23 protein-coding genes are annotated in these 24,857 nt (G+C 73.9%); 8 read left to right on the top strand and 15 right to left on the bottom strand.

The genetic code is table 11. From position 1 onward, the window contains the following. Positions 1-25: 25 nt before the first annotated feature. The 3 genes from ACGFX4_RS34055 to ACGFX4_RS34045 are packed head-to-tail and all read left to right on the top strand — an operon-like array spanning position 26 to position 3,982. A complete protein-coding gene (locus ACGFX4_RS34055) occupies positions 26-1,336 on the top strand; it encodes an O-antigen ligase family protein (protein WP_393082903.1) in 1,311 nt (436 codons plus the stop codon). Further along, positions 1,333-2,808, top strand: coding sequence for an oligosaccharide flippase family protein (locus tag ACGFX4_RS34050; protein ID WP_393082900.1), 1,476 nt, complete (start codon positions 1,333-1,335; stop codon positions 2,806-2,808). The genes ACGFX4_RS34055 and ACGFX4_RS34050 overlap by 4 nt, the downstream gene beginning before the upstream one ends. Positions 2,809-2,824: 16 nt before the next feature. After that, on the top strand, positions 2,825-3,982 hold the full coding sequence (locus ACGFX4_RS34045; protein ID WP_393082897.1) for a glycosyltransferase family 4 protein: 1,158 nt from the start codon (positions 2,825-2,827) through the stop codon (positions 3,980-3,982). On the opposite strand, the gene ACGFX4_RS34040 is transcribed toward ACGFX4_RS34045, so the two are convergent. The 3 genes from ACGFX4_RS34040 to ACGFX4_RS34030 form a co-directional block, all read right to left on the bottom strand. Further along, a complete protein-coding gene (locus ACGFX4_RS34040; RefSeq protein ID WP_393082894.1) occupies positions 3,952-4,968 on the bottom strand; it encodes a hypothetical protein in 1,017 nt (338 codons plus the stop codon). The genes ACGFX4_RS34045 and ACGFX4_RS34040 overlap by 31 nt on opposite strands. A gap of 109 nt (positions 4,969-5,077) precedes the next feature. After that, entirely contained in the window at positions 5,078-5,932 is an 855-nt protein-coding gene (locus tag ACGFX4_RS34035) for a glycosyltransferase family 2 protein (RefSeq protein ID WP_393082965.1), read from the bottom strand. A gap of 93 nt (positions 5,933-6,025) precedes the next feature. Then, on the bottom strand, positions 6,026-6,667 hold the full coding sequence (locus ACGFX4_RS34030; protein ID WP_393082891.1) for a sugar transferase: 642 nt from the start codon (positions 6,665-6,667) through the stop codon (positions 6,026-6,028). 132 nt (positions 6,668-6,799) lie between these two features. Between ACGFX4_RS34030 and ACGFX4_RS34025 the strand changes: the two genes are divergently transcribed. Beyond that, the gene (locus tag ACGFX4_RS34025; protein WP_393082888.1) at positions 6,800-7,810 is read left to right on the top strand and encodes an LCP family protein; all 1,011 of its coding nucleotides are present in this window, start codon (positions 6,800-6,802) and stop codon (positions 7,808-7,810) included. On the opposite strand, the gene ACGFX4_RS34020 is transcribed toward ACGFX4_RS34025, so the two are convergent. The 3 genes from ACGFX4_RS34020 to ACGFX4_RS34010 are packed head-to-tail and all read right to left on the bottom strand — an operon-like array spanning position 7,702 to position 10,971. Beyond that, positions 7,702-9,105, bottom strand: coding sequence for an O-antigen ligase family protein (locus tag ACGFX4_RS34020; protein ID WP_393082885.1), 1,404 nt, complete (start codon positions 9,103-9,105; stop codon positions 7,702-7,704). The genes ACGFX4_RS34025 and ACGFX4_RS34020 overlap by 109 nt on opposite strands. Before the next feature lie 19 nt (positions 9,106-9,124). Continuing rightward, positions 9,125-10,129 carry a polysaccharide deacetylase family protein gene (locus ACGFX4_RS34015; protein WP_393082882.1) on the bottom strand — a complete coding sequence of 335 codons (1,005 nt, stop codon included), beginning with the start codon at positions 10,127-10,129 and terminating at the stop codon, positions 9,125-9,127. Then, positions 10,126-10,971: a class I SAM-dependent methyltransferase gene (locus ACGFX4_RS34010; protein ID WP_393082879.1), complete on the bottom strand. Its 846-nt coding sequence runs from the start codon at positions 10,969-10,971 to the stop codon at positions 10,126-10,128. The genes ACGFX4_RS34015 and ACGFX4_RS34010 overlap by 4 nt, the downstream gene beginning before the upstream one ends. Positions 10,972-11,113: 142 nt before the next feature. Here ACGFX4_RS34010 and ACGFX4_RS34005 point away from each other — a divergent pair, with 142 nt between their 5' ends. After that, positions 11,114-12,232, top strand: a complete 1,119-nt coding sequence (locus ACGFX4_RS34005) for a glycosyltransferase family 4 protein (protein ID WP_393082876.1) — start codon at positions 11,114-11,116, stop codon at positions 12,230-12,232. After that, entirely contained in the window at positions 12,229-13,356 is a 1,128-nt protein-coding gene (locus tag ACGFX4_RS34000) for a GNAT family N-acetyltransferase (protein ID WP_393082873.1), read from the top strand. The genes ACGFX4_RS34005 and ACGFX4_RS34000 overlap by 4 nt, the downstream gene beginning before the upstream one ends. Here ACGFX4_RS34000 and ACGFX4_RS33995 read toward each other — a convergent pair. From ACGFX4_RS33995 to ACGFX4_RS33960, 8 genes are read right to left on the bottom strand one after another with little or no spacing between them, the layout of a single operon-like run. Then, the gene (locus ACGFX4_RS33995; RefSeq protein WP_393082870.1) at positions 13,325-14,065 is read right to left on the bottom strand and encodes a class I SAM-dependent methyltransferase; all 741 of its coding nucleotides are present in this window, start codon (positions 14,063-14,065) and stop codon (positions 13,325-13,327) included. The two genes, ACGFX4_RS34000 and ACGFX4_RS33995, sit on opposite strands and share 32 nt — an antisense overlap. Positions 14,066-14,109: 44 nt before the next feature. Beyond that, complete coding sequence (locus tag ACGFX4_RS33990; protein WP_393082868.1) at positions 14,110-15,306, bottom strand: hypothetical protein; 1,197 nt, start codon at positions 15,304-15,306, stop codon at positions 14,110-14,112. Then, positions 15,303-15,545 carry an acyl carrier protein gene (locus tag ACGFX4_RS33985; protein ID WP_393082962.1) on the bottom strand — a complete coding sequence of 81 codons (243 nt, stop codon included), beginning with the start codon at positions 15,543-15,545 and terminating at the stop codon, positions 15,303-15,305. The genes ACGFX4_RS33990 and ACGFX4_RS33985 overlap by 4 nt, the downstream gene beginning before the upstream one ends. A gap of 8 nt (positions 15,546-15,553) precedes the next feature. Further along, positions 15,554-16,048, bottom strand: a complete 495-nt coding sequence (locus ACGFX4_RS33980; RefSeq protein WP_393082865.1) for a holo-ACP synthase — start codon at positions 16,046-16,048, stop codon at positions 15,554-15,556. Then, positions 16,045-17,100 carry an NAD(P)H-dependent flavin oxidoreductase gene (locus ACGFX4_RS33975; protein ID WP_393082862.1) on the bottom strand — a complete coding sequence of 352 codons (1,056 nt, stop codon included), beginning with the start codon at positions 17,098-17,100 and terminating at the stop codon, positions 16,045-16,047. Before ACGFX4_RS33975 ends, ACGFX4_RS33980 begins: the two co-directional genes overlap by 4 nt. Then, the gene (locus tag ACGFX4_RS33970) at positions 17,084-17,974 is read right to left on the bottom strand and encodes an aminoacyl--tRNA ligase-related protein (protein ID WP_393082859.1); all 891 of its coding nucleotides are present in this window, start codon (positions 17,972-17,974) and stop codon (positions 17,084-17,086) included. The genes ACGFX4_RS33975 and ACGFX4_RS33970 overlap by 17 nt, the downstream gene beginning before the upstream one ends. A 31-nt stretch (positions 17,975-18,005) precedes the next feature. Beyond that, complete coding sequence (locus tag ACGFX4_RS33965) at positions 18,006-18,893, bottom strand: diiron oxygenase (RefSeq protein WP_393082856.1); 888 nt, start codon at positions 18,891-18,893, stop codon at positions 18,006-18,008. A gap of 10 nt (positions 18,894-18,903) precedes the next feature. Then, entirely contained in the window at positions 18,904-20,322 is a 1,419-nt protein-coding gene (locus ACGFX4_RS33960) for a condensation domain-containing protein (protein WP_393082853.1), read from the bottom strand. A gap of 434 nt (positions 20,323-20,756) precedes the next feature. Between ACGFX4_RS33960 and ACGFX4_RS33955 the strand changes: the two genes are divergently transcribed. Both ACGFX4_RS33955 and ACGFX4_RS33950 read left to right on the top strand, forming a co-directional pair. Next, positions 20,757-22,625: an ABC transporter ATP-binding protein gene (locus tag ACGFX4_RS33955; RefSeq protein ID WP_393082851.1), complete on the top strand. Its 1,869-nt coding sequence runs from the start codon at positions 20,757-20,759 to the stop codon at positions 22,623-22,625. Continuing rightward, complete coding sequence (locus ACGFX4_RS33950) at positions 22,622-24,412, top strand: ABC transporter ATP-binding protein (RefSeq protein ID WP_393082848.1); 1,791 nt, start codon at positions 22,622-22,624, stop codon at positions 24,410-24,412. The genes ACGFX4_RS33955 and ACGFX4_RS33950 overlap by 4 nt, the downstream gene beginning before the upstream one ends. A gap of 86 nt (positions 24,413-24,498) precedes the next feature. Here the strand turns inward: ACGFX4_RS33950 and ACGFX4_RS33945 are convergent, their stop codons facing one another. Next, on the bottom strand, positions 24,499-24,768 hold the full coding sequence (locus tag ACGFX4_RS33945; protein ID WP_393082845.1) for a GlsB/YeaQ/YmgE family stress response membrane protein: 270 nt from the start codon (positions 24,766-24,768) through the stop codon (positions 24,499-24,501). Positions 24,769-24,857: the final 89 nt, after the last annotated feature.

Raw genomic sequence — 24,857 nt, 5'->3', positions numbered from 1 at the left:
TCCACCGGTGTCGAGGAGAGCAGTCGTGGCCCATGCCGGCACAGCGCTATCCCCGGAGGCTGTTCTCCGGGCAGCGGCAGCCCTCGCGGCCGCCGTTGCCGTGGTGCTGGTCTTCGTCCGCTTCCCCACCGTCGGGATCGCCGCCCTCGTGGGCGGCCAGGCCTGGCAGGTGGCCCTGCGGGGCCAAGTGCCGGTCGTGGACGCCGGTATCACTCTCTACCCGCTGGACGTGCTGACCGTGTGTGCGGCACTCGCCGCCGCCGTCTCCCTGGTACGGCGACCCGTCCGGCCGCACCTCGGGCACGCCGCGCTGGTGCTGCTCGCCCTCCTGGTGTTCGCGTCCCTCGTCCGAGGTGTCTCCGGCTACGGCGTCCAACCGGCCGGCAACGAGGCACGGGTGTACTTCCTCCACGTGCTCGGTGCCGCGGGCTACGCCGCCACGGTGCGACCCGATGTCGACCTCGACCGGACGCTGCACCGGGTCTGGACGGTGCTGGCCTGCTTCTACGGCGTGGTCGCGATCCTCTGGTGGAGCCGCGTGGGAATCGGCAGCAACTCCGACTACGTCCTGATCGCCGGTCAGCGGGTCAACTCGCGTCCGGTCGACGCCGCTTCGGCCTTCGTCATCGCGCAGGCCGCGGTCATGCTGCTCTGCCGCCGCCACCGCACGCGCGTCACCGGGTGGCTGGTCGGCCCGCTGCTGCTGCTCGTCGTGCTGCTGCAGCACCGCACGGTCTGGCTCGCCGCGCTGGTGATGATCGCCGGATGGCTGCTCTTCCGCCCCGGACACGGCAGCCGCAAGGCCGCCGGGATCGGCGCGGCCGTCCTGCTCGCCGCGACGGCGGCGCTGGCCGGCTCGTTCGCCCCGGACGCGGGCCTGACGCGCAGCCTCGCCTCGTCGGCGACCAACGAGGACACCATGGCCTGGCGCGTCGCCAGCTGGCGGCTGCTCGTCGACCGGCCGCAGGGACTCCACGACTGGCTGTTCGGTCTGCCGTTCGGCTCCGGATTCACCCGCCTCCTCTACGGCAGGGTCGTCGAGGAGCAGCCGCACAACTACTATCTGCATCTCCTCCTGAGGGTGGGACTGGTGGGCCTCATCGCTGCTGTGGCACTCGTCGTCGCCATGTTGCTCCGCACCGACCACCGGTCCCCGAACGGACTGCTCCGGTGGCTGGCCACGGCGGGGATCGCCTGCTTCTGCCTGACCTACGCCCTGCCCTTCGAGCAGAGCCTGCTGATCGGACTTCTGCTCAGGCCACCGGACGCGTCACCCACCGAGCACCGGCCCGCCTCGGCCGGGGTGCCCGCACTGCTCGCGCCGGCCGCCCGGTGAGCGACGTCGAGCGGGTGTCGGGATCCCGCACGGCACTGGCCGCTCTGGCGTGGAACTACGGCGGCGCCGCCGTCAACACCGTCCTCCAGCTCGGCTACACGGCGTACACCGCACGCGTCGTGCTCGCCGGCGCGTACGGCGCGCACGCCACCGCGCTCGCCCTCCTCCAGGTCCTGACCCTGTTCTCCAACGCCGGCCTGACCACCTACCTGCTGCGCTCCGAACACCTCACGCGTCAGCTGCTGCGCTCCGCCTGGCGGATCTCCGCCGTCTGCGGCGTCCTGAGCTGTCTGGCCGTGCAGGCCACCGCGGCGCTGTGCGCCTCGCTGTGGCACCTCCCCCTGATGGAACCGCTGCTGAGGATCCTGGGCGTCCAGTTCCTGGTCCTTCCGTCCGCCGCGGTCGCGACCGCCGCGCTCCGCCGGTGCGGGCTCGCCCGCGCGTCCGTGGCGGCGGACCTGGGCGGGCAGGTGACCGGGCTGTGCACCGGCTCGCTGCTGCTCGCCCTGGGCTGGAATCCGTACGGACTGGCCGCCGCGTTCCCCCTGGCCTCCGGCTGCACCCTGCTCGTCGCGGCCGCCCGGCTGACCCGCTCCGACCTCCCCGAGGGGCCCCACGTCCCGGCCCGGTCCATGATCGGGCTCTCGGGCACCTTCACCGGGTACGGCCTGCTGCAGACCGCCGCCATCCAGTCCCCGCTCTGGTTGACCGCGCGCGTGCTCGGCCCCGCCATGGCAGGGCAGTTCTCCCGCGCGTCCGTGACCGTGGGGATCCCGCTGAACCTGCTCTGCCAGAGCCTCCACCACGCGGTCACACCCGCCCTCGCCGCGGCCCACGGGCAGGGCCTTCCGCTCGGGCCGCGGATCCGGGACATGCTCAGCGCCACCTCCGCGCTGGCGTTCGTCCCGTTCGGCGTGGTGGCCGCGATCGGCCCCCCCGCGCTCGCGCTGCTCCTCGGACCCGGCTGGGAGAGCGCGTCCGCGCTCGTGCCGCTGATGGCCCTGAACGCCGCGCTCTACTTCCTGTGCTCCATCGGCTACGCCATCGACGAGGTCCGCCGGGAGCTGCGCGGGCTCTTCGTCGTCCAGGTGTCGGTCACCGTGGCCGTCCTGTGCGCCGTGGGTGCCGTCACCTCCCTGCGCAGCCTCACGCTCGTGCCGGCCGCCATGGCCCTGGGCCCCGCCGTCGGACACGCCCTGCAGCTGGGCAGATGGCACCGCGCGGGCCTGCTCGAGCTGTCCGGGATGCTGCGGATCCATCTGGTCCACGCCGTCGTCGGCGGCTCCCTGTACCTCGCCGGGCGCGCGGGGACCACGTACGGGCACAGCCCGCTGAGTCGGACGGTCTGGGGGCTGCTGGCGCTGCTCCCCGTCGTCGCCTTCTGGCTCGCCCTGCGCCGGAGCGTGCCCGTCTTCACCACAGCCACCGCACTCGGCCTCATCCCCTGGTCGGCCCGCACCGGCCGCATCTGAAGCGCTAAGGACCGCCATGCACATCGGCTTCGCCGGACCGATCTCACTCGCTCCGCTGCGCGACCGGCTCGGCTGCGAGCCACCGGCCACCTACTCCTTCCCGTACACCGGCCAGTTGGTCCGCGCCTGGCTCGAACAGGGGCACCGCGTCACCGTCTACGCGGTCAGCCAGGAGGTGACAGGGCGCTGGGTCCACGAAGCCGGTCCGCTGACCCTCGTCCTGGTCCCCACGAGGTCACGCGCACGGCACTATCTGCGGGACTTCTTCCGGGTGGAACGCGAGGCACTCTCGTCGGCCATGCGCGACCGTCCCGCCGACGTGGTCAGCGCCCACTGGACGTACGAATTCGCGCTCGCCGCGGCGCAGAGCGGGCTGCCCGCCTTCGTCACCGCTCACGACGCCCCGCTCCGCTGCGCGTGGGAGGAAGGCACCGCCTTCCGCTGGCTGCGCAACTCCCTTGCCCTGCCCGCCGTCCACCGGGCCTCGGCGCTGAGCGCGGTGAGCCCCTACACCGCACGTCATCTGCAGCGGGTGCTGCGCGCGCCCGGCCCGGTCCAGGTCATCCCCAACGGCATTGAGCCCGCCGGGCTGCCGAGCGCCCCGTCCCCCGCACCGACCGACGCTCCCGCCTTCGCCACCGTCCTCAACGGCTGGGGGCCGCTGAAGAACGGAAAGGCGGCCCTTCGGGCCTTCGGCCGGGCCAGGGCCCAACTGCCCGGCGCCCGCCTGCTGATGTTCGGCGACGGGTTCGGCCCGGGCGGGGCGGCGGAGGCCTGGTCCCGCTCGCAGGGGCTCACGGCGGGAGTGGAGTTCATCGGCTCCACGGATCACGGCCCGTTGCTCGCCCGCGTCGCCGCGGAGGCAACGGTCCTGATCCACCCGTCGCGGTTGGAGGCGTGCCCCATGGTCCTGCTGGAAGCCATGGCCATGGGGGTGCCCGTCATCGCGGGACGGCACAGCGGCGCCGTGCCCTGGGTCCTCGGCGACGGGGAGGCCGGGGTCCTCGTCGACCCGGAGTCCCGCGAGGAGTTCGCGTCGGCCATGGTGACGCTCGGTCAGGACACCGCGCGGCGCGCCCGGCTCGCCGCCGCGGGCCGCGACCGGGTGCGCCGCCACTTCGACCTCGGCACGGTCGCCGCGGCCTACACCCGGTGGTTCGAGACGGCGGCGTGACGCGGGACGACCCCGTAGTGGATCAGATCCGCGCTGCGCCGGCGCAGCGCCGTCCTCGTTCCCAGGTAGTCGGCCAGCCACCCGGGCAGGTCGTCGCCGGTGTCCATCGCGACACCGCGGGTGAGCGCCGGGTCGGCGGCGTCCTGCCGCTCGCGGAGGACGTTCGCGGCGGTCGGGCCGGTCCGCTGGTCCGGCTCGTGCCCCCAGATGCTCAGGAAGCCACCGTGCTCGCCCAGGTGGGGGCGGTACCAGATGTACGGGGCGTCCGACAGGAAGGCGGCGAGCATCGAGTAGGAGGAGACCGAACAGATCAGCAGGTCGGCCGAGGCCATGACCGAGAGGTCCTCCAGAGTGCTCCGCCGGCGGCTGTCCTCCCGCGCCCACTCGGGAAGCAGCCCGGCGACCCGGACCTGGTCGTCACTCAGGATGTCGACGTGGAGCGTGTCCCCGAGGCGCGCCCGCAGGGCGGCCAGCACCGACCGGTACCACTCGACCGGCACGGACTCGTTCCACTCCCCGGGACGCGGCCCGGCGGAGGTGCCACCGAAGTCCCCGAGACGGATGTGGACGACGACGTGGAGCCTGGCCGGATCCGGTTCGCGGCCCTCCTGGCCCGGCTTGCGGCCCAACAGCCGGCTCCGGAGGAAGTCCCGGGCCCGGGCGATCCCGAGGTAGCCTCCCGACATCCCCTCGTGCATCAGCAGGAGCGCGCGCCGCCGGGACCAGCCGTGCTCGGCGTCGAGAACGCGGATCGCCTCACCGTAGTCGATCCGTCCGGTCGAGCGGACCATCTCGTCGGTCACCGTCTCGCTCGGCAGCACCGCCCGCAGGGCCGCGTGTCCGACCCAGTCCAGCCTCGGGGTGCCGAACTCGGTCCGGTAGTCCCGGGGGTTGAGCCCCCACGGAGGCTGCAGGAGCCCGAATCCGAGTTCCCGACTCGCGAGGTACGCCTTGGCCCAGGGGAAGACCTCGTTGCCCAGACCCACCCCCCGCCATCTTCCCAGCGAGCGGGGCATGCAGATGCCGTGCCCCGCAGGAGACCAGCCGTGGGTTTTCATCTCGATCCCCTCAGGTATCGGTCGGAGTTCGGTGGCGTCACTTCTGCGAGCGGGCGGGACGGCGGATCGCGAGGAGCACGGTCTTGACGTACGGCGCGATCATCAACAGCGGTGCCCAGGGCCACAGGTGACGACGGCAGTAGGCCCACCACTGCCGGGGCGGCAGCTCCCGCTGCGACAGCACCCGCCGCAGGGCCTCGCGCGGACCGATGCCGGGCTCCCGGGAACCCGAGAGCAACGGGTTGGTGTCGCACGCCCCCACGTAGCGGGAGGCGACGTAGATCGGGATGCCGGCCCGGCGGGCCCGGAGGCCGTAGTCGAAGTCACCCATCGAGTGCTTGAACCGGCCGTCGATGTCGCCCAGCCGGTCGTGCACGGCGCGGGGCACGAGCACCACGTTGCCGTTGCAGGTGTCGCACGGCTCGGGCCGGCCCGCGGGGTCGACCAGTTCGAGGGTGTGCCCACGCGGATGCCAGCGGGGCAGCGTGCGGCGCCTGCCGGAGTACGTCGTCCGGGTCCCGTCCGAGGAGTGCAGCGGCCCGACCACGATGGCGTCCGGTCCGACCTGGGCCGAGGTCTCCAGCAGCTGTGCGAGGGCGTCGTCGGCGAGCTCGACGTCGTCGTTGAGCCAGAGCTGCCGGTCCCAGTCGGGCATCCCGGCGCGGCGGCTGCTCCGGCTCGCGAGCCGCATTCCCTCGCCCCAGAAGACGTCGGGTCCGACGCCGACGAGCTCGACCTCCGGGAACCGCTCGGCGACGGCCTGCGCCGTGCCGTCGCCGCTGCCGGCGTCGACGAGATGGACCGACAGCGCGGACCCGGTCGGCAGTCCGCGCTGGCGACGCAGCGCGGAGAGTGCGGCCACGGTCTTGTCCCGCCGGTTGTGGCAGGTCATCAGGACGGCGATGCGGGGTGCTGGCACGAGCCAAACATCCGACACCGGGTCGGCTCGGATCCCCACGACACGCCGCATTCACCCGGACGTCCGTCAGTGCGCGCCCCGGGCTGTGAGGACCGCCGGGATCGTGCGGGCCAGGATCACGAGGTCGAGGAGGGCGGAACAGTTCTCGACGTAGTGCAGGTCCAGCCGGACCATCTCCTCCCACGGCAGATTCGACCGCCCGCTCACCTGCCACAGGCCGGTGACCCCGGGCGGAACCAGCAGCCTGTCCCGAGCCCGTCCGAGATAGTCGGAGTCCTCCGGCAGCAGGGGGCGCGGCCCGACGAGCGACATGTCACCGCGCAGGACATTGACCAGCTGCGGCAGTTCGTCGAGCGAGAGGCGGCGCAGGAGCCGGCCGACCGGGGTGATCCGCGGATCGTTGCGCAGCTTGAACAGGTGGCCGCCGGCCTCGTTCAGGTGCACCAGGGCCGCTCGGGCCCGGTGGGATCCGACGTGCATGGTGCGGAATTTGATCATGGTGAACGGAATGCCGTGGTGACCCACGCGCACCTGACGGTAGAACACCGGCCCCTTGGTGGTGGCCTTGATGGCGAGATAGACGGCCGCCATCACGGGAATGGCCATCAGTAACAGAAACGAGCCGCCCATGAGATCGATGAGGCGTTTGGCTGACCGCCGTCTGACCGGGAGCCATTCGGGCGACGGACGCGTAGCGGAAGTCGTCACGTCCCACTCCTTTTGGAGGAATGTTTTGCATCAGAAGGTAAGTCCCCCGGTGTTCGGCAATGCTCTCTCACGGTGACAAGGAATCACCGGGTGCGCCACGCACCCTTGCTCCAACCGGAGAGGCGGCTTCTGATGGACGACCGGCCGACGGCACCCGTCCCGCGGTCCCGCCGCCGCGTACTGCGGTTCCTCGCCCTGGCGGCGGTGCTCCTGCTCGCCACCGCGTCGGCCCTCGGCTGGTGGACGTACCGGCACCTTGACCGGAACATCCGGACCGACCGGGCCACGGAGGAGGCGCTCGCCGCCCAGGCCGGCGAGCGGCCCCGGGCGTCCGGCGCGGCCCAGAACATCCTGATCATGGGCTCGGACTTCCGCCCCGAGCTGGGCAGTGCGCGTTCGGACACGGTGCTGGTGCTCCACCTCTCGGCCGACGGCAGGAGCGCTCGGGTCGTCAGCGTCCCCCGGGATCTGATGGTGTCGATCCCGAGCTGCCCGACAGCCGGCGGAGGCACCAGCCGCGCCCAGTTCGCGCAGTTCAACTGGGCCTTCGACCTGGGCGGCCCGGCGTGCACCATCCGCACCTTCGAACGGCTGACGGACATTCGGGTGGACCACTACCTCGTGGTGGGGTTCGAGGGGTTCGCCAGGATCATCAACGCGGTCGGCGGCGTCGAGGTGGACCTGCCGACGGCCGAGCGGGATCCGAACGTCGGGCTCGACCTTTCCGCCGGGCACCATCTGCTGCAGGGCGCGGACGCGCTCGCGTACGTCCGGGCCCGCGAGTACGTCGGGGACGGCAGCGACACCAACCGGATGACTCGGCAGCAGCACTTCCTGGGCCTGCTCTCGACGAAGCTGCGCAGCAGTGGGGTGCTGTTCAACCCGGCCAGGCTCTACCCGGTGCTGGACGCCGCGACGTCGTCGATCACCGCCGACTCCGACCTCGCCTCCCTCGGCAAGCTGTACGACCTGGTCGAGCGGCTCCGCGCGGTCCCCGAGGGCGGTCTCGAGTTCGGCACCGTCCCTCGGCAGCCCTATCCGCAGGACCCCGACCGGGATGTCCTGGCCCAGCCCGCCGCCTCGGAACTGTTCACGGCGCTGCGCGAGGACCGGGCGTCACCGGCCGGCCCGGGGAAGGCCTGAGCGACGGCCGCAGCGGGCCGGGGCTGCCGGCTGCTCGACATGGTGAGCAGGACGGTGACGTTCAGCAGCACCAACAGGAGGAACGGGCTGAACTCGAGGCCGCGCAGCGGAGCCTCGGTCACGCAGGTGGCCAGGGTGAGGACCAGCAGCGCCCACGACAGCCCCGCGCTCGCCCGGGCCGTCCGCGCCGCCACCAGCACGAGGGCCACGACGAACACCACCAGCCCGAGGGCGCCCACCAACCCGGAGGTGGCGAGAGTCTGGTGCAGCTGACCGTGGGCGTGCGCGTACATCCCGCGCACCGGCGAGGAGTGGTCGGTGAAGAGCGTCGGACCGTACCCCAGCAGCACGTGGGAGCGGAAGACACCCATCGCCAGGGCCCAGACCTCGGTGCGGCCGTGCAAGGACGTGACCTCGCGGTCCGACACGACCCGCTCGAGTCCGCCGAGCAGCGCGGGGACGAGCAGGGCGGCGCAACCCGCCGTACCGATGATCAGCCCCCGCCCCAGCAGCGGGTGCAGCCGTCTCGGCACGTCGCGCCGGTACAGGAGCAGCAGGGCCAACGGCGCCGCGAGCCAGGCGGTTCGCGACTGGGCCAGCAGCAGGGTGGCCAGGGCCGCCCCGCTGTGCAGCAGCCACAGCCGGGACCGGTGGAGCGGCGCGGCCTCCACGACCAGGGCGGCCGCCGCCACCGTACCCAGCAGGATGGGGTGGTCGGTGAGCCCGGCGAGACGGGAGTAGCCGAGCCCGGGCAGCCGGAAGTTCACGATGACGCTGGAGGTCAGCGCCCAGCCGGGTGCGACGGCCAGTGCGGCCAGGCTGCCCCAGGTGTAGACGCGCACGACGGCGCGCAGTCGCCACAGCATCCGGCTCGGCCGGACCGCCGGCGCCGCGTACAGGGCGGCCACGACCAGCGGCGCGAGGTAGAGCCGCCAGTCGTCGGCGCCGCCGTGTCCGCCGAACAGGGCGGACAGCACCGGGCCCGCGTACATGGCGAGACCCGTCGCCGCCAGGCCGGCGCCGACCGCGTCCGGCGTCCGGCGCGGTCCGGCCCACCGGGAGATCAGCACACCGGACAGCAGCGCCGCGGTCAGCAGCAGGTAGAGCTGGCCGGCCTCCACCCGCCAGGGCGCCGCCGGCGGCTCGACCGGTGGGTAGTCCCAGCCCGGCAGCGGGCCGGGGGCCGACGGACGGCGGTCCGACACCACCACCACGAAGAAGGCAGGGCCGAGCCCGACCGCCCACAGGGCGGCCGTCGACAGGCGGATGGCCGCAGTACCGGGGCGACGACGCACACAGACTCCTCGATCCGGGTCATGACCTGTTGCCGAGCAGTTGACCCGCGTGCGCGAGGGTGCGGGCCGCACCCCGCCCGGCCCGGAACAGGGCCGGGTGCAGGCCGGAGAGGATGGTCTCCAGCCGGTCGACGCTGGTCCGGGTGGAGACCACCAGCCGGTCGATCCGCAGCGGGTGCCGCCGCCCCGGGACGGCGAGCCGGTGGTTGTAGAGGAAGGCCGAGCGGTAGCCGGCCCGGGAGAGGAGGTGGTGCGCCCGGTCGTCGCTGTTGCCGTTGGGGTAGGCGAAGGCGGTCGGCGCGTGGCCCAGCAGCCCGGTCAGCCGCTCGTGCGCCTCCAGCACCTCGGTCCGCACCTGGCCGTCGTCGCAGCGGTCCAGGCACGGGTGGGTGAGGGTGTGGTTCCCCACCGTGATCCCGCCCTCCTCCAACTCCCGGAGCTCAACGGCGGTCAGCTGGCGCTGCCGGGGCGGCGCCAGCGCCGAGGTGGCTCTCAACTCCTCCAGGGCGAGCCGCCGTTCGTACTCCGGCAGCAGCTTCAGGGTGTGCACCGTGATCTCGGGCGGCGCGGGCGGCACGCGGCGCGTCCGGCCGCCCTGACGGACCAGCTGCTCGACCTCGTCCCACCAGAACGGGGTGTCGGTGCCGACGAGGTCGGCGATGACGAAGCAGACCGCCGGGATCCCGCGCGCCGCGAGCAGCGGCAGGGCCCGGCTGTGGACCGTGTGGTCCCCGTCGTCGAAGGTGATCAGCACACTGTGCGGCGGCAGCGGCCGGCCGCCGTGGAGGGCCTCCTCCACCTGGCTCAGCGGAACCGGGCTGAAGGAGCGCTGCAACAGGTCCAGATGCGCCTCGAACACCGCCGCGTCCTCGACCCCGTGGTAGCCGAGGACCGCGAGCCGGTCCCAGGCCCGCTGGTGGCACCAGGCCTGGGCGGGCGAGCGGCGCAGCACGGCGTCGGGGGCCTGCCACGCGTCCCAGCGGTAGTACCAGCCGGCGAGCCGGCCCCTGACCGCCGGGTTCACGCCCGGACCAGGGCGGGGAAGGACGCGCCGATGCCGACGCCCCGGTACCAGTGGTCGCGCGGCTTCTCGTTGAAGTGCAGGAACTCCCGCTGCTGCGCCTCGGCCCAGCCGGCCAGCTCCGTCCAGCAGTAGCTCTTGGTCGCCAGGACGACCGCGCCCGGGGCCAGCAGCGGTGTGGCGGCGGCGAGTTCGGCGCGCTCGTGCTCCGGCGTCCAGCCGGTGTCGACGAAGAGCAGGTCGATCGGCTGCCGTCGGGCGACCGGACCGGCCAGGAACTCGAGGGAGTCTCCGACCACGTGCTCGACCACGCTGTCGTACGGGGGCAGGATCAGCTCGCCCGACCGGTCGTCGATGTCCACGGTCGCCAGCCGGCCGCAGCCGTTGCGGAGCATGGCGGCCGCGATCACCGCACTGCCCATCCCCCGGTTGGTCCCGGTCTCGACCACGAACTGGGGGCGCAGGGCCCGGACGAAGGCGTACCAGCCGATCCGTCGACCGTAGCGGATCACCGGGTCGGTGGTGGCGCTGCGGCTGCTGCGGGCCAGCCCCGCACCGAGCACCTGGCGCAGCTGCGCGTCCTCGCGGACCTCGGCGAGGTAGCCGCGGGCGGCGTCGACCCGGCAGCCCGTCGCCGTCGAGACGAACCAGGCGAGGTGTTCGAGGTTGAGCGGTTCGAGGTCGTAGGTGTAGTGGACGTGCTCACGCGAGCGCACCAGCCAGGAGGTGGTCTGCCGGACCGCCTTGGCGTTGTGCCGGGCGGCGGCGGCCAGCCGCGTCGGGAAGGTGGCGAAGGGGGCCAGCGGGCTGGCGGCGATTCTCCGGGTCAGCGCATTGTGCTTCATGACTGCTCCTAATGAGTCTTCTCCACCCCCGGCACACGGTTTCTGACGTGCCGTTCGTGACGCTCATGGCAATTTATCCATCATGACGACGGAGTCCGGGACGACACGCCCCCCCGCTGAACGGCCACGCGTGGTACTCGTGGTGCCTTTCCTCTCGGAATTCCGGCGATCCTTCTACCGGCTCCTGACCAGCGACCTCGACGAGCGCGGCATCACCCTGGTGATCGCGCACGGCGCCCCGTACAGCCGGGACCAGCAGGCGCGGCGGGACGTCATCCACGTGGAGGGCGCCGTGCGGCTGCGGCAGTGGAGCACCTGGCTGGCGGGGCGTCCGCTGGTCCACAAGCGCCTCGGCGGGGTCGTCCGGGCCTCGGACGTGCTGGTGGTGGACCAGTCGCTGCGGAACCTCGAACTGTATCCGCTGCTGCTGCGGCAGTTGACCGGTCGCGGCCCGACGGTGGCGATGTGGGACCACGGCCGCACGTACACCCAGCCGCAGTCCGCACTCGAGCAGAGCCTCAAGTTCGCGCTGACCCGGCGGGCCCGCTGGTTCTTCGCCTACACGGACGGCGGCGCCCAAACGGTGGCCGAACGGGGCTTCCCCGGGCAGCGCGTCACGGTCGTCCAGAACTCCATCGACACCCGGGAGCTCGCCGACGCCTACCGCGATGTGACGGACCGACAGATCGCGGCGTTCCAGGCCGAGCACGGTCTGACATCCGGGCGGACGGGACTCTTCGTCGGGGCGCTGAGCTCGAGCAAGCGCATCCCGTTCCTGGTCGAGGCCGCCGAGGCGGTCGCCGAGCGGCTTCCCGGGTTCCGGCTGCTGGTCGCGGGGGCCGGGCAGGAGCAGGGCCTGGTCGAGGCGGCGGCGGCACGCACGCCGGTCGTGGTGCCGGTCGGGCAGGCGTTCGGTGCGCGCAAGGCCCTGCTGGGCGCGGTGTCCGACGTCCTGCTGATGCCCGGCCTGGTGGGACTGTGCGCGGTCGACTCCTTCGTCCTCCGGACCCCGGTCGTCACCACTCCCTGGCCCTGGCACGCCCCCGAGTTCGAGTACCTCGAACACGGCCGCAACGCCCTCGTCGCGCCGGACGATCCGCAGGCGTACGCGGACGCCGTCGCCGACCTGCTGACCTCCCCCGAGCGGCTCGACTCCCTGCGGCGCGAATGCCGGAAGGACGCGCAGCGCTACACCGTCGAGGAGATGAGCCGCCGGTTCGCCGACGGCCTCGTCCGGCTGCTCCAGGACTCCGGCCGGTGACCGGCCCCGCGGAGCTGCTCGCGCCGCCCGTCACCGGGCCCACGATCCACCGCCACCCCGGGACCCTCGCCCCGCTGGAGGACAGCTGGCGCGCGCTGGTCTCCGCCCTGCCGGGATCCTCGTACTTCATGACGCCGGACTGGGTGCTCGGCTCGTGGGAGGCGATGGACCCGGCAGCGAACGCGACGGCGGAGACCGCAGTGTGGACCTCCCCCGACGGGCGGGTGGAGGCGGTGGTCCCGCTGGTCCGCACCCGGGGCCGGCTGCACCCGCGCCTCCCGCTCCCGGTGAGCTTCTGGACGCTGCTGGGCTCCGGCGCCGACGCGGCGGACCACGGGCTGCTTCCCGCCCTGCCGCACCGTCACGCGGAGGTCGGCGCCTGGCTCGCCGGCCGCGTCCGCGGCGGGAGCCTGTGGCTGCCGGCCATGGACCCCGAGGCCGGTCCCGGACTGCTGCCCCCGGGCACCCGGCGGATCGCGCGGACGACCTGTCCGCGCCTCACGGTCGGCCCGGGACTACCGGTCGGCTCCACCGGTTTCCGCCGGCTGATGCGCCGGCGCGAGCGGCAGCTCGCCGACGCCGGCGTCACGTTCCGCTGGGTGGCTCCGCCGCAGATGACCGCCGAGGTGATCGACACGGTGCTGCGTCTGCACCTGCTGCGGCAGGAGGTGAAGGGTACGAGAACGGCCTTCGGCCCGGCCCGGCGCGCCTTCCACCTGCGCCTCCTGGAGCGCGCGGACGGCGACCGCGGCCCGACGGCGCTGCTCGCCGAGCGCGAGGGCAGACCCGTCGGAGCGGTGTACGGCTTCCTGTGGCAGAACACTTTCGCCTACTACAACGGCGGCTGGGACCCGGCCTACGCCCGGCTGAGCCTCGGGACCGTGCTGCTGGACCGGGCCGTCGCCGAGGCCTCCGCCCTGGGCCTCGACACCTTCGACTTCCTGCGCGGGGACGAGGAGTACAAATACCGGTCCTTCGGCGCCGTGGACCGCTACGACGACCAGTGGCTCAGGCCGCGCAGCCCCGGCACCCTCCTGGCGGGGGCCGTCCTGCGTCACCGCCGCAGACCCCGCACACCACGTGCGGGGACGGTCAGCGGAGTACCAGGAGGTCCATCCAGCTGACGGCGGGCTCGGTGGGGTGCTCCGCGGCGGCGGCGCGGACGGCGGCGAGGCCGCTGGTCCAGGCGTCGTCGGTGAGGGCGCGGAGTTTGGAGTCCGCCTCGCGGCGGAGCGTGTCCGCCCAGGCGGCGAGGGTGGGCGCGGACTGCTGGGGCAGCTCGCGCAGTGCGGTGCGGCGGAAGCCTGCGGTGGCGAACGCCTCGGTGACCCGCTCGACGCTCGGGTAGCCGTCGACCATGGCGGCGGTCTCCGGGAAAAAGCGGACCCGCAGGTCGCGGCGGCCCCGGCCGGCGAAGGTGTTGCGGATCAGCACCGGCGCCCCCGGCCGCAGCACGCGGCGCAGCTCCCGGGCGGCGGCCTCCAGGTCGGGCAGGTGGTGAACGACCGAGCCGAGCCAGGCGAGTTCCGCGCTCGCGTCCGGCACCGGCAGCGCGTCCGCACGGCCGTCCAGCGGGACGACGCCGTCGGAGGCCGGGATCAGTGCGCGCATGGCGGGCGCCGGCTCGACGGCCAGCACCCGGACCCCGAACCAGTCGTGGAAGGCGGTCGCGAAGCCGCCGGTCCCGGCGCCCACGTCGAGCAGGGTCGTGCCGGGGCCGGGCGCGGCCTCCTCGGCGACCGCCTGCCGCCAGGCCTCCAGCGCCTCGCGAGGGATCTCGCGGGCGGCGCGGTAGGCGGCCGCGGACGCGGCGTCGTACGTGGTCTCTGCCATGGTCGGTCTCCAGTCCACGGGAGGGGGCGAGAGGGGCATCGGTGTCAGGCGACGGCGGCGAGCAGCGGATCCAGGTCGGGGAGGTCCGCGGCCGCGTCCCCGAGGACCGCGTAGAAGAGCCAACCGCGCGGCGGCACGAGGGTACTGGCGGCGAGCGGCAGCACACCGGGGCGGCCGGCGCGGGCCAACAGCCCGGCGTCGTCCAGCGCGGTGACCAGCCGCTCGTAGCAGCCGGGCCGGGTGACCGGCAGGACGCGCAACCGGAGCCGGGCGCCGAGCCGTTGGGCGATCATGCCGGGCGAGAGCCGGGCATTGACCTCCAGGAGGGGGACCAGCCCGCCGTCGACCGTCGTCATCGAGTCGACCGACATCGGCCCGCGGTAGCCCTCGCCGGCGGCCGCGGCCGCGACGGCCTCCACGGTGTCCCGGTAGCCGTCGCGCTCCAGCCGGTCCACCAGCTCGGGCGCGGGCGGTGCCGAACCCCGGTAGGAGTGGCCGTCGTTGAGGATCTGCCGGATGCCGTGCCAGACGGTCCCGCCGTCCGGGGCGATGGTGAGGTGCGCGGCGAAGTCCGCGGCGCGCTCGAAGCGCGGCTGCACGACCAGTTCGATCCGCTCCGGGACCCGGGCGAGATGGCGTCCGATCATGTCCAGCCGGGCCGGCGAGTCGACGGTGATGTTGCCCTGCCCGGAGACGCCGTACGGGTCCTTGACCACGCAGGGGCCGAACTCCTCGACCGCCTTGTGCAGTTCGTCCACCGAGGTGACGGTCCGTCCGGAGCCGGGCAGCCCCAGCGCGGTGGACCACACCTTGGAGTTGACCCGTCGCACGGTCTCCGGGTCGGGCAGCTCCCCGGCCAGCCCGAGGCGGGCCGCGGCCTCCCGGGTGCCGGGCAGCACGGCGTACGGCTGCGCCGCCGCCCCGGCCAGGCCGGGCAGCCCGTGCTCGGCGAGCCTCGCCTCGACCGGCCGGTCGGGGTCACCGGGGACGGCGAGGTGCCGGGCGGGGAACCCGGCGGCGGCCATCGCCTCGGTGAACGCCTCCGGGGGCTGCCGGGCGGTCAGCAGGACGTCCTCCGGTCCGCACAGCACGGCCTGGAGTTCGTCCATGGCCCGGGTGAGGACCTCGGCGTGCGGGTCGCGCAGGGCGGGCAGCCGGGCCAGGTCGGACGGGCGCCAGCGCTGCTCGGCGTCGCAGCTGCCGAAGCGGACGGCGGCGGGCCGGGGGGCGTCCGCGGTCACGCCGTCCCCTGGGCGGCCGGGGCGAGGAAGCGTTCCTGGATGCGGTCCAGGGTGCGGAAGTCGTCCACGGTCACCTCGGTCAGGTCGATCGGCTGCCCGGAGACGTTCTCCAGCAGGTAGATGAACTCCAGGAAGTCCAGGGAGTCGATCAGCCGGCCCTCGATGAGGTCCTCGGCCGGGTCGACCGCCCGGTCCAGGCCGGGGTTCTTGGACGCGATCCACTCGGAGATCTGCTGCATGGCGGTGCTCACTGCTCCTTCGCTGGTGCGGGATGCGGGTCGGTGCGCGGATCGGTACGGGGGCCGTTCGCCAGTCCGGCGGCCACCGCGATGGCCCAGTCCCCTTCGTGCGTGATGCTGACGGTCCACCGGTCGACCCCGGCCTCGCGCAGTTCGCGCAGCGCCGTGCCCCGGGGGTGGATGCCCGGGGCGCCGCCCGGGCCGCGCAGCACCTCGATGTCCCGGGTGAGGACGAGGGCGCGGGCCGGGGCGAGGAGTTTGACGAAGGACTCCTTCGCGGCGAGCCGCCCGGCCAGGGTGGCCATCGGGCGGCCGCGCACGGCGGCCAGCTGCTCGCGTTCGCGGGCGGTGAAGTGGTCCGCGAGCCAGCGTTCGCCGTGCTGCCGGGCGAGCGCCTCGACCCGCGGGATGTGCACCAGGTCGACGCCGACCCGCAGCCCGGCCGGGTCGGTGCCGGGGCCGATCAGCCGGTCCAGGGCCGCCCGCAGCGGTTGTCCGTTCATCGCTCGACGGGAGTGGGATCGGCGGGGACGGGCTCGGCGGGGACGGGATCGACGGCCGGACCGTCGGCGAGCGCCGCCGCGAACTCGGCGCGGAGTCGTCCGACCAGGGCGGCGGCCGGCTCCACGGCGGTGACGGCGCCGCAGCCCAGCCCGGCGTACCGGGCCATCTCGCCGACCAGCCCCTCGGCCTCCGCGGTCGGCGCGGCGGCCGATCCGCGCGGCACCGGCCGCCGCGCTCCCATCACCGTGGTCCAGGCGATCAGGGCGGCGGGAAGCGGCTCGGCGGACTCGGTGACCGGGCTGCGCAGAACCCGGTGCGGGCGGCCGGGCCAGCCGATGGAGAAGCGCTCGGTCACCACGGTGTCCGCGGCCCGGGCGGCGGTCAGGGCCGCCTTGTAGTCGGGGTGGGCCGCCGACTCGGCGGCGGCGACGAAGAGCGTCCCGCACAGTGCGCCCGAGGCGCCGCGCCGGACCGCCTCCAGCAGGTCGGACCCGGTGGCGACGGCCCCGGCGGCGAACACCGGGACGCCGACCCCGGCCGCGTCGGCCAGGAGCTCCTCCAGCGGCTGCCCGCCCAGGTGGTGGCCGCCCGCCTGCACGCCCTGCACGACGACCGCGTGGGCGCCCAGCCCGGCCGCGATCCGGGCCTCGGCGCTGCTGCCGGTCTGGACGATCAGCCGGTGCCCGGCGGCGAGCACCGCGGCGGCGGTCCGCTCGGGCGGCAGACCGTAGCTGTTGACGGCGATCCGGCGGTCGGCGCGGTCCAGGACGGCGGCGATCTGGGCGTCCAGCAGCCGGTCGGCGACCTCGGGGATGACGTTCACCGAGAAGGTCCGGTCGGTGCGGGCGGCGGTGTCGTCCACCAGGGCGGCGGCCAGCGCGGCGTCGCTCTTGTAGAGCGCGACGGTGCCCAGTGCCCCGGCGTCGCTCACCGCGGCGGCCAGCGCGGGCCCGGCCACCCCGCCCATCCCGGCCTGGATCAGCGGGAAGGGGACACCGATGGCGGCGGCGCCGCGCTCCGCGGCCGCTCGGAAGTCAGCCGGTGCGGTCATCGCCGCCGACCGCGCCGCCGCGCACCGCACGGACCCGCTCCAGGGCTGCCTCCGGGCTGCCGTGCGACAGGACCATGGCGTGCACCCAGCGCTCGACCCCGAACGCGGTGCAACTGCTGTGCGCCGTCTGCCCGTCGGCGGTGATGTCGAGCCGCTCGCCGAAGAAGTTGCGGTGACGGTTGACCGAGGCGATGGCCGTTCCGTCCTCGGCGGTGAACTCGTACTTGACCGGGTCGAGGGCCATCAGCTTGGCGCGGGAGCCGCTCTTGTCGTAGAAGGGGTCGTTCGCGGGCCGGTAGGAGAGCGGCACGCCCAGCCGGTCGGCCAGCTCCTCGACGAAGACCTTGGAGTCGGCGAGGTGGGTCCTGGCCCCGTCCGCGGAGCCGAGGTAGAGCACCTCGCGCATGTGGAAGCCCCACAGCCGGCGCAGGCCGTCGTAGTGGTCCTCGTTGCGGAAGCACCGGCCGACCGCGGTCACCCGCAGCTCGGTGCCGATGTCCTGGGCGGCCAGCGAGAGCAGCAGGCCGTAGCAGGTGGCGGAGGGCAGCAGGTAGCCGGTGGGGCGGACCGCCTGGCCCTCGACCGCGTCCCCGGCGGCGAGCGCGTCGAGCGCCTCGTCCCGGAAGCGGGCCGCGGCGACGCCGAGGTGCGGGAAGTTGCGGAAGTAGTCGAGCCTGGCCAGCCCTTCGGCGGGCAGCAGCGGGGGGCCGACGACCGGGGCGGCGGCCGTCAGCTCCGCCAGGCCGGTGAAGAGGGCGTCGAGTTCGGTGAGCAGCGTGGCGCGGACCGGGTCGAGCACCACGAGCCCGGGGCCCGGCTCGCGCAGCGTGGCGGCGAAGGCCGGCCCGGTGGCGGTTGCGGTGTGGGGAGGCATGGGAGTCCTTCGGGAGGGGCGGGGCGCGAGGTCAGGCGGCGGGGGTGTCGAGCACGCCGATCCGGCGGTAGAAGGTCCGGGTGCGGGCGGTGATGGCGTCGTGCACCGCCGGACGGGCGGGGTCGGCCAGCACCCGGGCGCGGAAGGCGAACGGGTCGGGGATGCCGGCGTCGCGGTAGGCGTCCACGCTGTAGAGCTGCTGGATCGAGGCGTTGATGTACTTCTCGATGTAGCTGCGGGCGGCGGCGGTCTCCCGCTCGTCGCCGGCCTCGACCAGCCGCTGCCACAGCGCGCGGACGAGCTGGGCGCCGAAGGCGATGTGCCGGGACTCGTCCTGGTGGTGGACCCGGTTGATGGCCCGGATGGTCTCCGGCAGCGCGGCGTCGGCGGCCATCCGGCTGTTGAAGTGGTCCACGATCTGCTCGAAGATCAGGATGCGGCTGAAGACGGTGAAGTTGTCCAGCTGCGGGGACGGCTTGTCGCCGGGGAAGGCCATCGCCCGGTTGGGGAACAGCTTGCCGCCGTACCGCAGGCAGAACTCGGCGAAGAACCACATGTGTTCGTTCTCCTCACCGAGGAAGTGGTGGAAGAACGGGGTGGGGATCTCGTAGCCGGGGGTGTGGATGCGCCGCACCACCTCCTGCATCAGCTCGCGGATGCCGTGCACGTTGAGGCTGTAGAAGTTGATGCTCTCCCACTTGGTGAGGGCGAGGTACTGCTCGCGGGTGAGTTCCGCGGCGGCCTCGGTGCCGTGCACGGTGACGAGGTCCTCGCTCATCCACAGCGCGCCGTCGGGGATGCTCTCCGGCCACTCGAATGCCTGGTAGGGGTTGTAGTACTCGTTCTCGGCGGCGGTCGTCAGCCGGGCCACGGCGGTGGCGACTTCCTCGTCCCAGACGGGGGCGGCGGCGGTGGTCATCGGGTGCTCCTCAGCGGCTTGCGTTCGGTACGTCGGTCGGTCGGCCGGCGCGGGGCGCGACGGACCGGAAGGCGGCCAGCTCCACGGGCGCGTCGGCGCTGTCCACCAGCAGCGCCTCGAAGGCGAGCAGCAGGCGCTCGATGTCGGGGCGCGGGATCAGGTCGGTGTCGGCCATCAGGTAGAGCAGGCAGGTGTCGGGGGCGTAGCTGGTGTGCACGAAGAAGGTGGCGTCCTGGCGCTCCCAGGAGCCGACGTGGAAGACCCGGGTCTTCCCGGCGAGGTCGGCGAGCCGGGCGGGGTCGCCGCCGGTGTCCGGCAGGTCCTCCCAACGGTCGTGCAGCCGCTTGTCGTTGAAGAACTGCCCGAGGTTGAGGGTGTCGCCGCTGCGGGCCCGGGCCGCGTCGAGCACCTCGTCCACCGCGATCGGGTCGTAGTGGGCGTGGCGGTAGGCGTTCATCCCGGCGAGGAAGGCGCGCCGGACGGCCTGGTCGAAGGTGCCCTCGGCCACGTCCAGGGAGAACAGGGCGTTCTCGGCCATGGCGGCGACCAGCCGGCGGGTCCGGTCGTCGTGCCGGTTGACGGCGATCAGCTGGAGCGGGACGGTGCTGTGCCCGGTGTAGGCGCCGAGGACGGCGGCGGTGGCCGCGAGCAGGACGGTGCCGGTGCTGGTCTGGCAGCGGTCGGCGAGGGCGGTGGCGGCCAGCGCGGCCGCCGGGGAGTCCATGCCGAGCCGGACGAAGCGTTCGGGCCGTCCCTCGTCCCCGGCCGGGGCCGGCGGGAAGAGCGTGGCGGGGACCTTCTCCAGGGTGCTCCGCCAGTAGGCGACGGCCGCGGCGCCGCGGGCCGCGCCGACGCCCTCGGACTCGTACCGGGCCTGGTCGACGGGCTGCCACTCCGGCTCCGGCGCCGGCGTCCCGGCGAGCAGGTCGCCCAGCTCGCGGAGGAGTTCGCGGACGCCCCAGAAGTCGACCCCGAGGTGCGAGAAGACCAGGGCGAGCCGGGCCGGGCGGCCGTCCTCCAGCACCAGGGTGGCGCGGAACGGGACCTCGGTGTCGTGCCGGAAGGTGCGCCGGACCAGGGCGTCCGCCACCTGCTCGGCCAGGTCGTCGGCGGCGCCGGGCGCGGCCTCGGCGATCTCCAGCGGGACGCTGCCGCGGTCGGCGACCTCCTGGATCCAGCCGCCCTCCGCGGTCTCCCGGAAGAGCGTGCGCAGCGCCTCGTACCGGGAGACCAGCGCGGTGAGCCCGTCGACGACCTGATCGACCGTCAACTCCGGCGGGACTTCGACGATCCGTCGGATGTTGAAGTAGTGCGCCTCGCCGTCCAGCCAGCGGATGGACTTCCAGATGGCACGCTGGCCCCAGGTCATCGGTGCGGTCGCGGCTCTGCTCCCGTGGAAGTCCAGGGAGCGGGCGCCTCGGTGGTCCATGGCGTTTCCTCACGCAGGCTGGTGCCGCGGCCGGACGGCACGCGGAGCGGTGCCCCCGGCGGGCGGGGGCACGAGGACGTGGCAGAGCTGGGACGGGATGCCCGCGCGGCGGGCGGCGAAGGGGGCGGCCGGTCCGGGATCGCCGGGCGGGCGGCAGCGGGAGCCTGGCTCGACCTGGCCCGATGACGGACGTTACCCACCGCCGCCAGCGAATGTCTAGACCATTTGACCAGTCCTTTGTTGGTCTGTTCGTCACCCAACGTTCACTGCAGGGATCCTGATCGTTCATCAGTGGACATGCCTTGACGCCCCGCACCGGTCTGGACCAGACTCCAGGACTCGTGCCGCACGGCGACAGCGCCGTCCCGTTCGCTCGGCACTTCCCAGGCCCTCGCCTCCCTGCCGACCGCCCACCGAACCGGAGGCGCTCCACCGTGCCCGCACGCACCTCCCCACCCCGTACCCGACGGCCGCTCCTGCGCCGGCGGGCGCAACGGTGGGTCTCCACCGCCCGGTTGCTCCGGCAGCTGCCCGCGGGAGCCCTTGCGGCCGTCGCCGCCATGCACCTCGCGGTCGGGCTGCTGCCCATCGGATTCATCCTCGCCACCAGCCACGTCATCGCCGGGCTGCCCGACGTCGTGGGCGCGCATCCCTCCGACCGGGCCACCGCCCGGCTCGGGCTCGCCGTGCTGCTGGCCGGCTGCGCCTTCCTGCTCCAGCAACTCCTGGCGCCCTTCCAGACCCTGGCCGCCGAGCTGGTCTCCCGGCGGGTGGACGGCGCCCGGATCAGCGGACTCATGGCCTGCGCCCTGGACGGCCTGCCGCCGGAGGACCTGGATCGGCAGGAGGTGCTGGACCTGCTCGCGGAGGCCCGCGGCGGCTTCGACCGGACCTCCCCCACCCCCGGTGACGCCACCGCCGGAGCGCTGGCCCTGCTCGCCCGCTACGCCCAACTCGCCGGTGCCACCGTGATGGTGGCCGTCGTACTGGGTCCGCTCCCGGCCGCCGTGGTCGCCGTCACCGCGCTGGTCATCCGCTACGGGCAGCGCGACTCGCTGCGCCGGTTCGGCGCCGTCCGGTCCACCATGGCCGGACGGCGGAGGCGGCTGGCCTACCTCCGGCGGACCGCCAGCGGCAGCGGGCTCGCCAAGGAGGCCAGGCTGCTGGGGCTGGTGCCCTGGCTGCGCGAGCGGCACGGCGAGGAGGCCCGGGCCTACCTGCAGCCGCTCTGGGCCACCCGGCGGCGGCTGCTCCTCGCGCCGTTCGTCGCGCTCGCCGCGCTCGGGCTGATCGGCGGCGCCACCGCACTGGTCCTGCTCGCGCGCGGCGGCGCGACCGGTACCCTCTCGCTGCTCCAACTCAGCGCCGCCCTGCAGGCCGTGCTGATCCCGATGCGCTTCGGGGTCTTCTTCCCGGAGAGCGACATGCAGACGCTGTACGGGCTCACCGCGGAGGACGCCCTGCGGCAGTTGGAGGACCGCGTCCCCGCGCCGCGGACCGCGGCCGACGGCCCGGTGGCCCCGCACGGCCCGATCCGCTTCGAGCAGGTCGGCTTCCGCTACCGTCCCGACACCCCCGAGGTGCTCCGCGGCCTCGACCTGGAACTGGCCGAGGGCGCGTCCACCGCGATCGTCGGCCTCAACGGCGCCGGCAAGACCACCCTGGTGAAGCTGCTGGCCGGGCTGCACGGCCCGACCGGCGGCCGGATCACGGTCGGCGGCACCGACCTCGCGGCCGTCCCGCCCGCCGCCTGGCACCGGCGGATCGCCGTGATCTTCCAGGACTTCGCCCGCTTCGAACTGACCGCCGCCGAGAACATCGCGCTGGGCCGCCCGGAGCTCCTGGCGGACACCGCCGCGCTGCGCACCGCCGCCGAACGCGCCGGCGTCCTCGACACCCTCGACCGGCTGCCGCACGGCCTGTCCACCGTGCTCAGCGCGCAGTACGAGGGCGGCACCGACCTCTCGGGCGGGCAGTGGCAGCGGGTCGCCCTGGCCCGGGCCATGCTGGCCCTCGCCGACGGCGCCTCCCTGCTCATCCTCGACGAACCCACCGCACAGCTCGACGTCCGCGCCGAGGCCGCGTTCTTCGACCGCTTCCTGGACATGTCCCGCGGCGTGACCAGCGTGATCATCGCCCACCGCTTCTCCAGCGTGCGCCGCGCGGACCGCATCCTCGTCCTCGCCGACGGAGCGGTCGCGGAGTCCGGCACCCACGAGGAACTCCTCGCCCTGGACGGGCAGTACGCGGCGCTCTTCCGCGCCCAGGCCGAACGCTTCACGGAAGAAGGGGCCCTGCGATGACCGTCCTGCTCCTGGCGGTGCACCACCTGCTGCGGCTGGCCTGGCGCTGCGACCGGCGCCGGCTGCTGCGCGCCTGCACGATGATGCTGCTCGGCTACCTCGCCACGCCGCTGATCGCGCTCAGCCTCAAGGGCCTCACCATGGCCGCGGTGGCCGGGCACACCGGCACGGCCGCCCTGCTCGGCCTGACCGCCGCGGTGCTGCTGGTCCTCGAACTGATGATGAACCACTTCGCGCACCTGTCCTACTTCGAACTGGGCGACCTCGGCGAGGTGGAGCTGCAGAACGAGCTGCTCGCCATCGCCCACGGCGATCCGCACCTGGAACGGCTGGAGTCGGCCCGGTTCGCCGACGCCCTGGCCCTGGTCCGCGAGGACCTGCCGCGCACCCGGGCCTCCCTGGAGGCGGTCCTCCAACTCGGCGGGCTCGCCCTGCAACTGGGGCTGACCGCCGTGCTGCTCGGCGGCCTCAACCCCTGGCTCCTGCTCCTGCCGCTCACCGGCGTCCTGCCGGTGCTCGCGGGCAACCGCGCACAGCGCCGGCTGGACGCCGCCAAGGAGCGCACCGCCCGCCACGTCAGGTTCGGACGGCACCTGCTGGACACGGCCACCTCGCCCTCCCCCGCCCGGCAGATCCGGCTCGCCGGGGCCGGCCCGCTGCTGATCGAACGGCACCGCGACGCCTGGGCCCGGACCACAGCCGAGCTCCGCCGCGCCCACACCGCGGCCGCGGCGCTGCGGGCCGGCGGCCAACTGGCCTTCGCCGCCGCGTACGGCGCCGCGATCTGGACCGTCGTCCGGCAGGCCGAGCACGGCACCTCCGGGCTGGGCGACGTCATCCTCGTCATCACCCTGGCCGCCCAGCTGTCCCTCCAAGTGGCCACCGCGCTGGGCCTGCTGGCCGTCCTCCAGGACGCCGGCCGGACCGCGCAGCGGCTGGCCGAGCTGCGCGAGCAGGCCCCCGACCCGGGCGTCCGCCCGGAAGGCCCGCTCCGCCCCGCACCCGCCGCGCTCACCCGGGGCATCCGGCTGGAGAACGTCGGCTTCGCCTACCCCGGCAGCGCACGACCCGTACTGGAGGACGTCAACCTCGACATCCCCGCCGGCAGCGCGCTGGCCGTCGTCGGCGAGAACGGCGCCGGCAAGTCCACCCTGATCAAGCTGATCTGCGGACTCTACCGGCCCACCGCGGGACGGATCCTGGTCGACGGCGTCGACCTCGCCGAGATCGACCCCCGCGCGTGGCAGAGCCGACTGGCCGCGCTCTTCCAGGACTTCGCCCGCCTCGAACTCCGGCTCCGCGACAACACCGGCATCGGGGACCCGGAACGGATCGACGACGACGAGGCGCTGCGCTCCGCGCTGGCCGCGGCCGACGCCGCCGGCGTCGAGGCGGCCGTCCCCGGCGGCCTGGACGGGCTGGTCGGCCGCGGCTACGGCGACGGCACCGACCTCTCCGGCGGGCAGTGGCAGAAGCTCGGCCTGGCCCGGACCCTGCTGCGCCGAGAACCGCTCCTCCTCACCCTGGACGAGCCCGCCTCCGCGATGGACGCCACCGCCGAACAGGCCCTGTTCGAGCGCTTCGCCCGGCTGGTCGCCGACTCCGGCGCCCGCACCGGCGCGGTCAGCCTGCTGGTCTCGCACCGCTTCTCCACCGTCCGGATGGCCGACCGCATCGTCGTCCTGGAGGACGGCCGGGTCCGCGAGTGCGGCACCCACGCCGACCTGGTCGCGGCCGACGGCCTCTACGCGGAGCTGTACGCCCTGCAGGCCCGGATCTACGCCTGAGCCGCGCCCCCGCGGCGGGCAGGACGACGGACGGCCGGAGCCGCGGCGCCCCCGCCGGTGGTGGCGCAGTTCCCCCTGACGGAGCGCTACCGGCCGGATCGGGACCTGGTCCAGGCGGGGGCGACCACGCCGACCAGCAGGACGGCGAAGCCGATCTGCAGCAGGTGCCGGATCCAGTCGATGCCGCCGGTGTGGCGTACGCCGATCCAGCCGGAGACCGCGTTGCCGAGCCAGGCGCCGGCGGCGCCCAGGAGCATGGTCAGCCACCACGGGATCGACTGCGGTCCACGGAGGATCAGCTTGGCGAGGACGCCCAGCACGAAGCCGATGAGGAGGATCCACAGGAGTTGGAACATCGCGTCGGTCCCTTCCCGGTCGTCCGCCGTCCGGACGACGGCAGGCGATTTCCATGATCGGCCCGTTCGGCCGGACGGGCATCTCGACC

The organism is Kitasatospora sp. NPDC048365 (assembly GCF_043200835.1).
Classification (GTDB): domain Bacteria; phylum Actinomycetota; class Actinomycetes; order Streptomycetales; family Streptomycetaceae; genus Kitasatospora; species Kitasatospora terrestris.
This window is presented reverse-complemented; position numbering and strand designations above follow the sequence as displayed.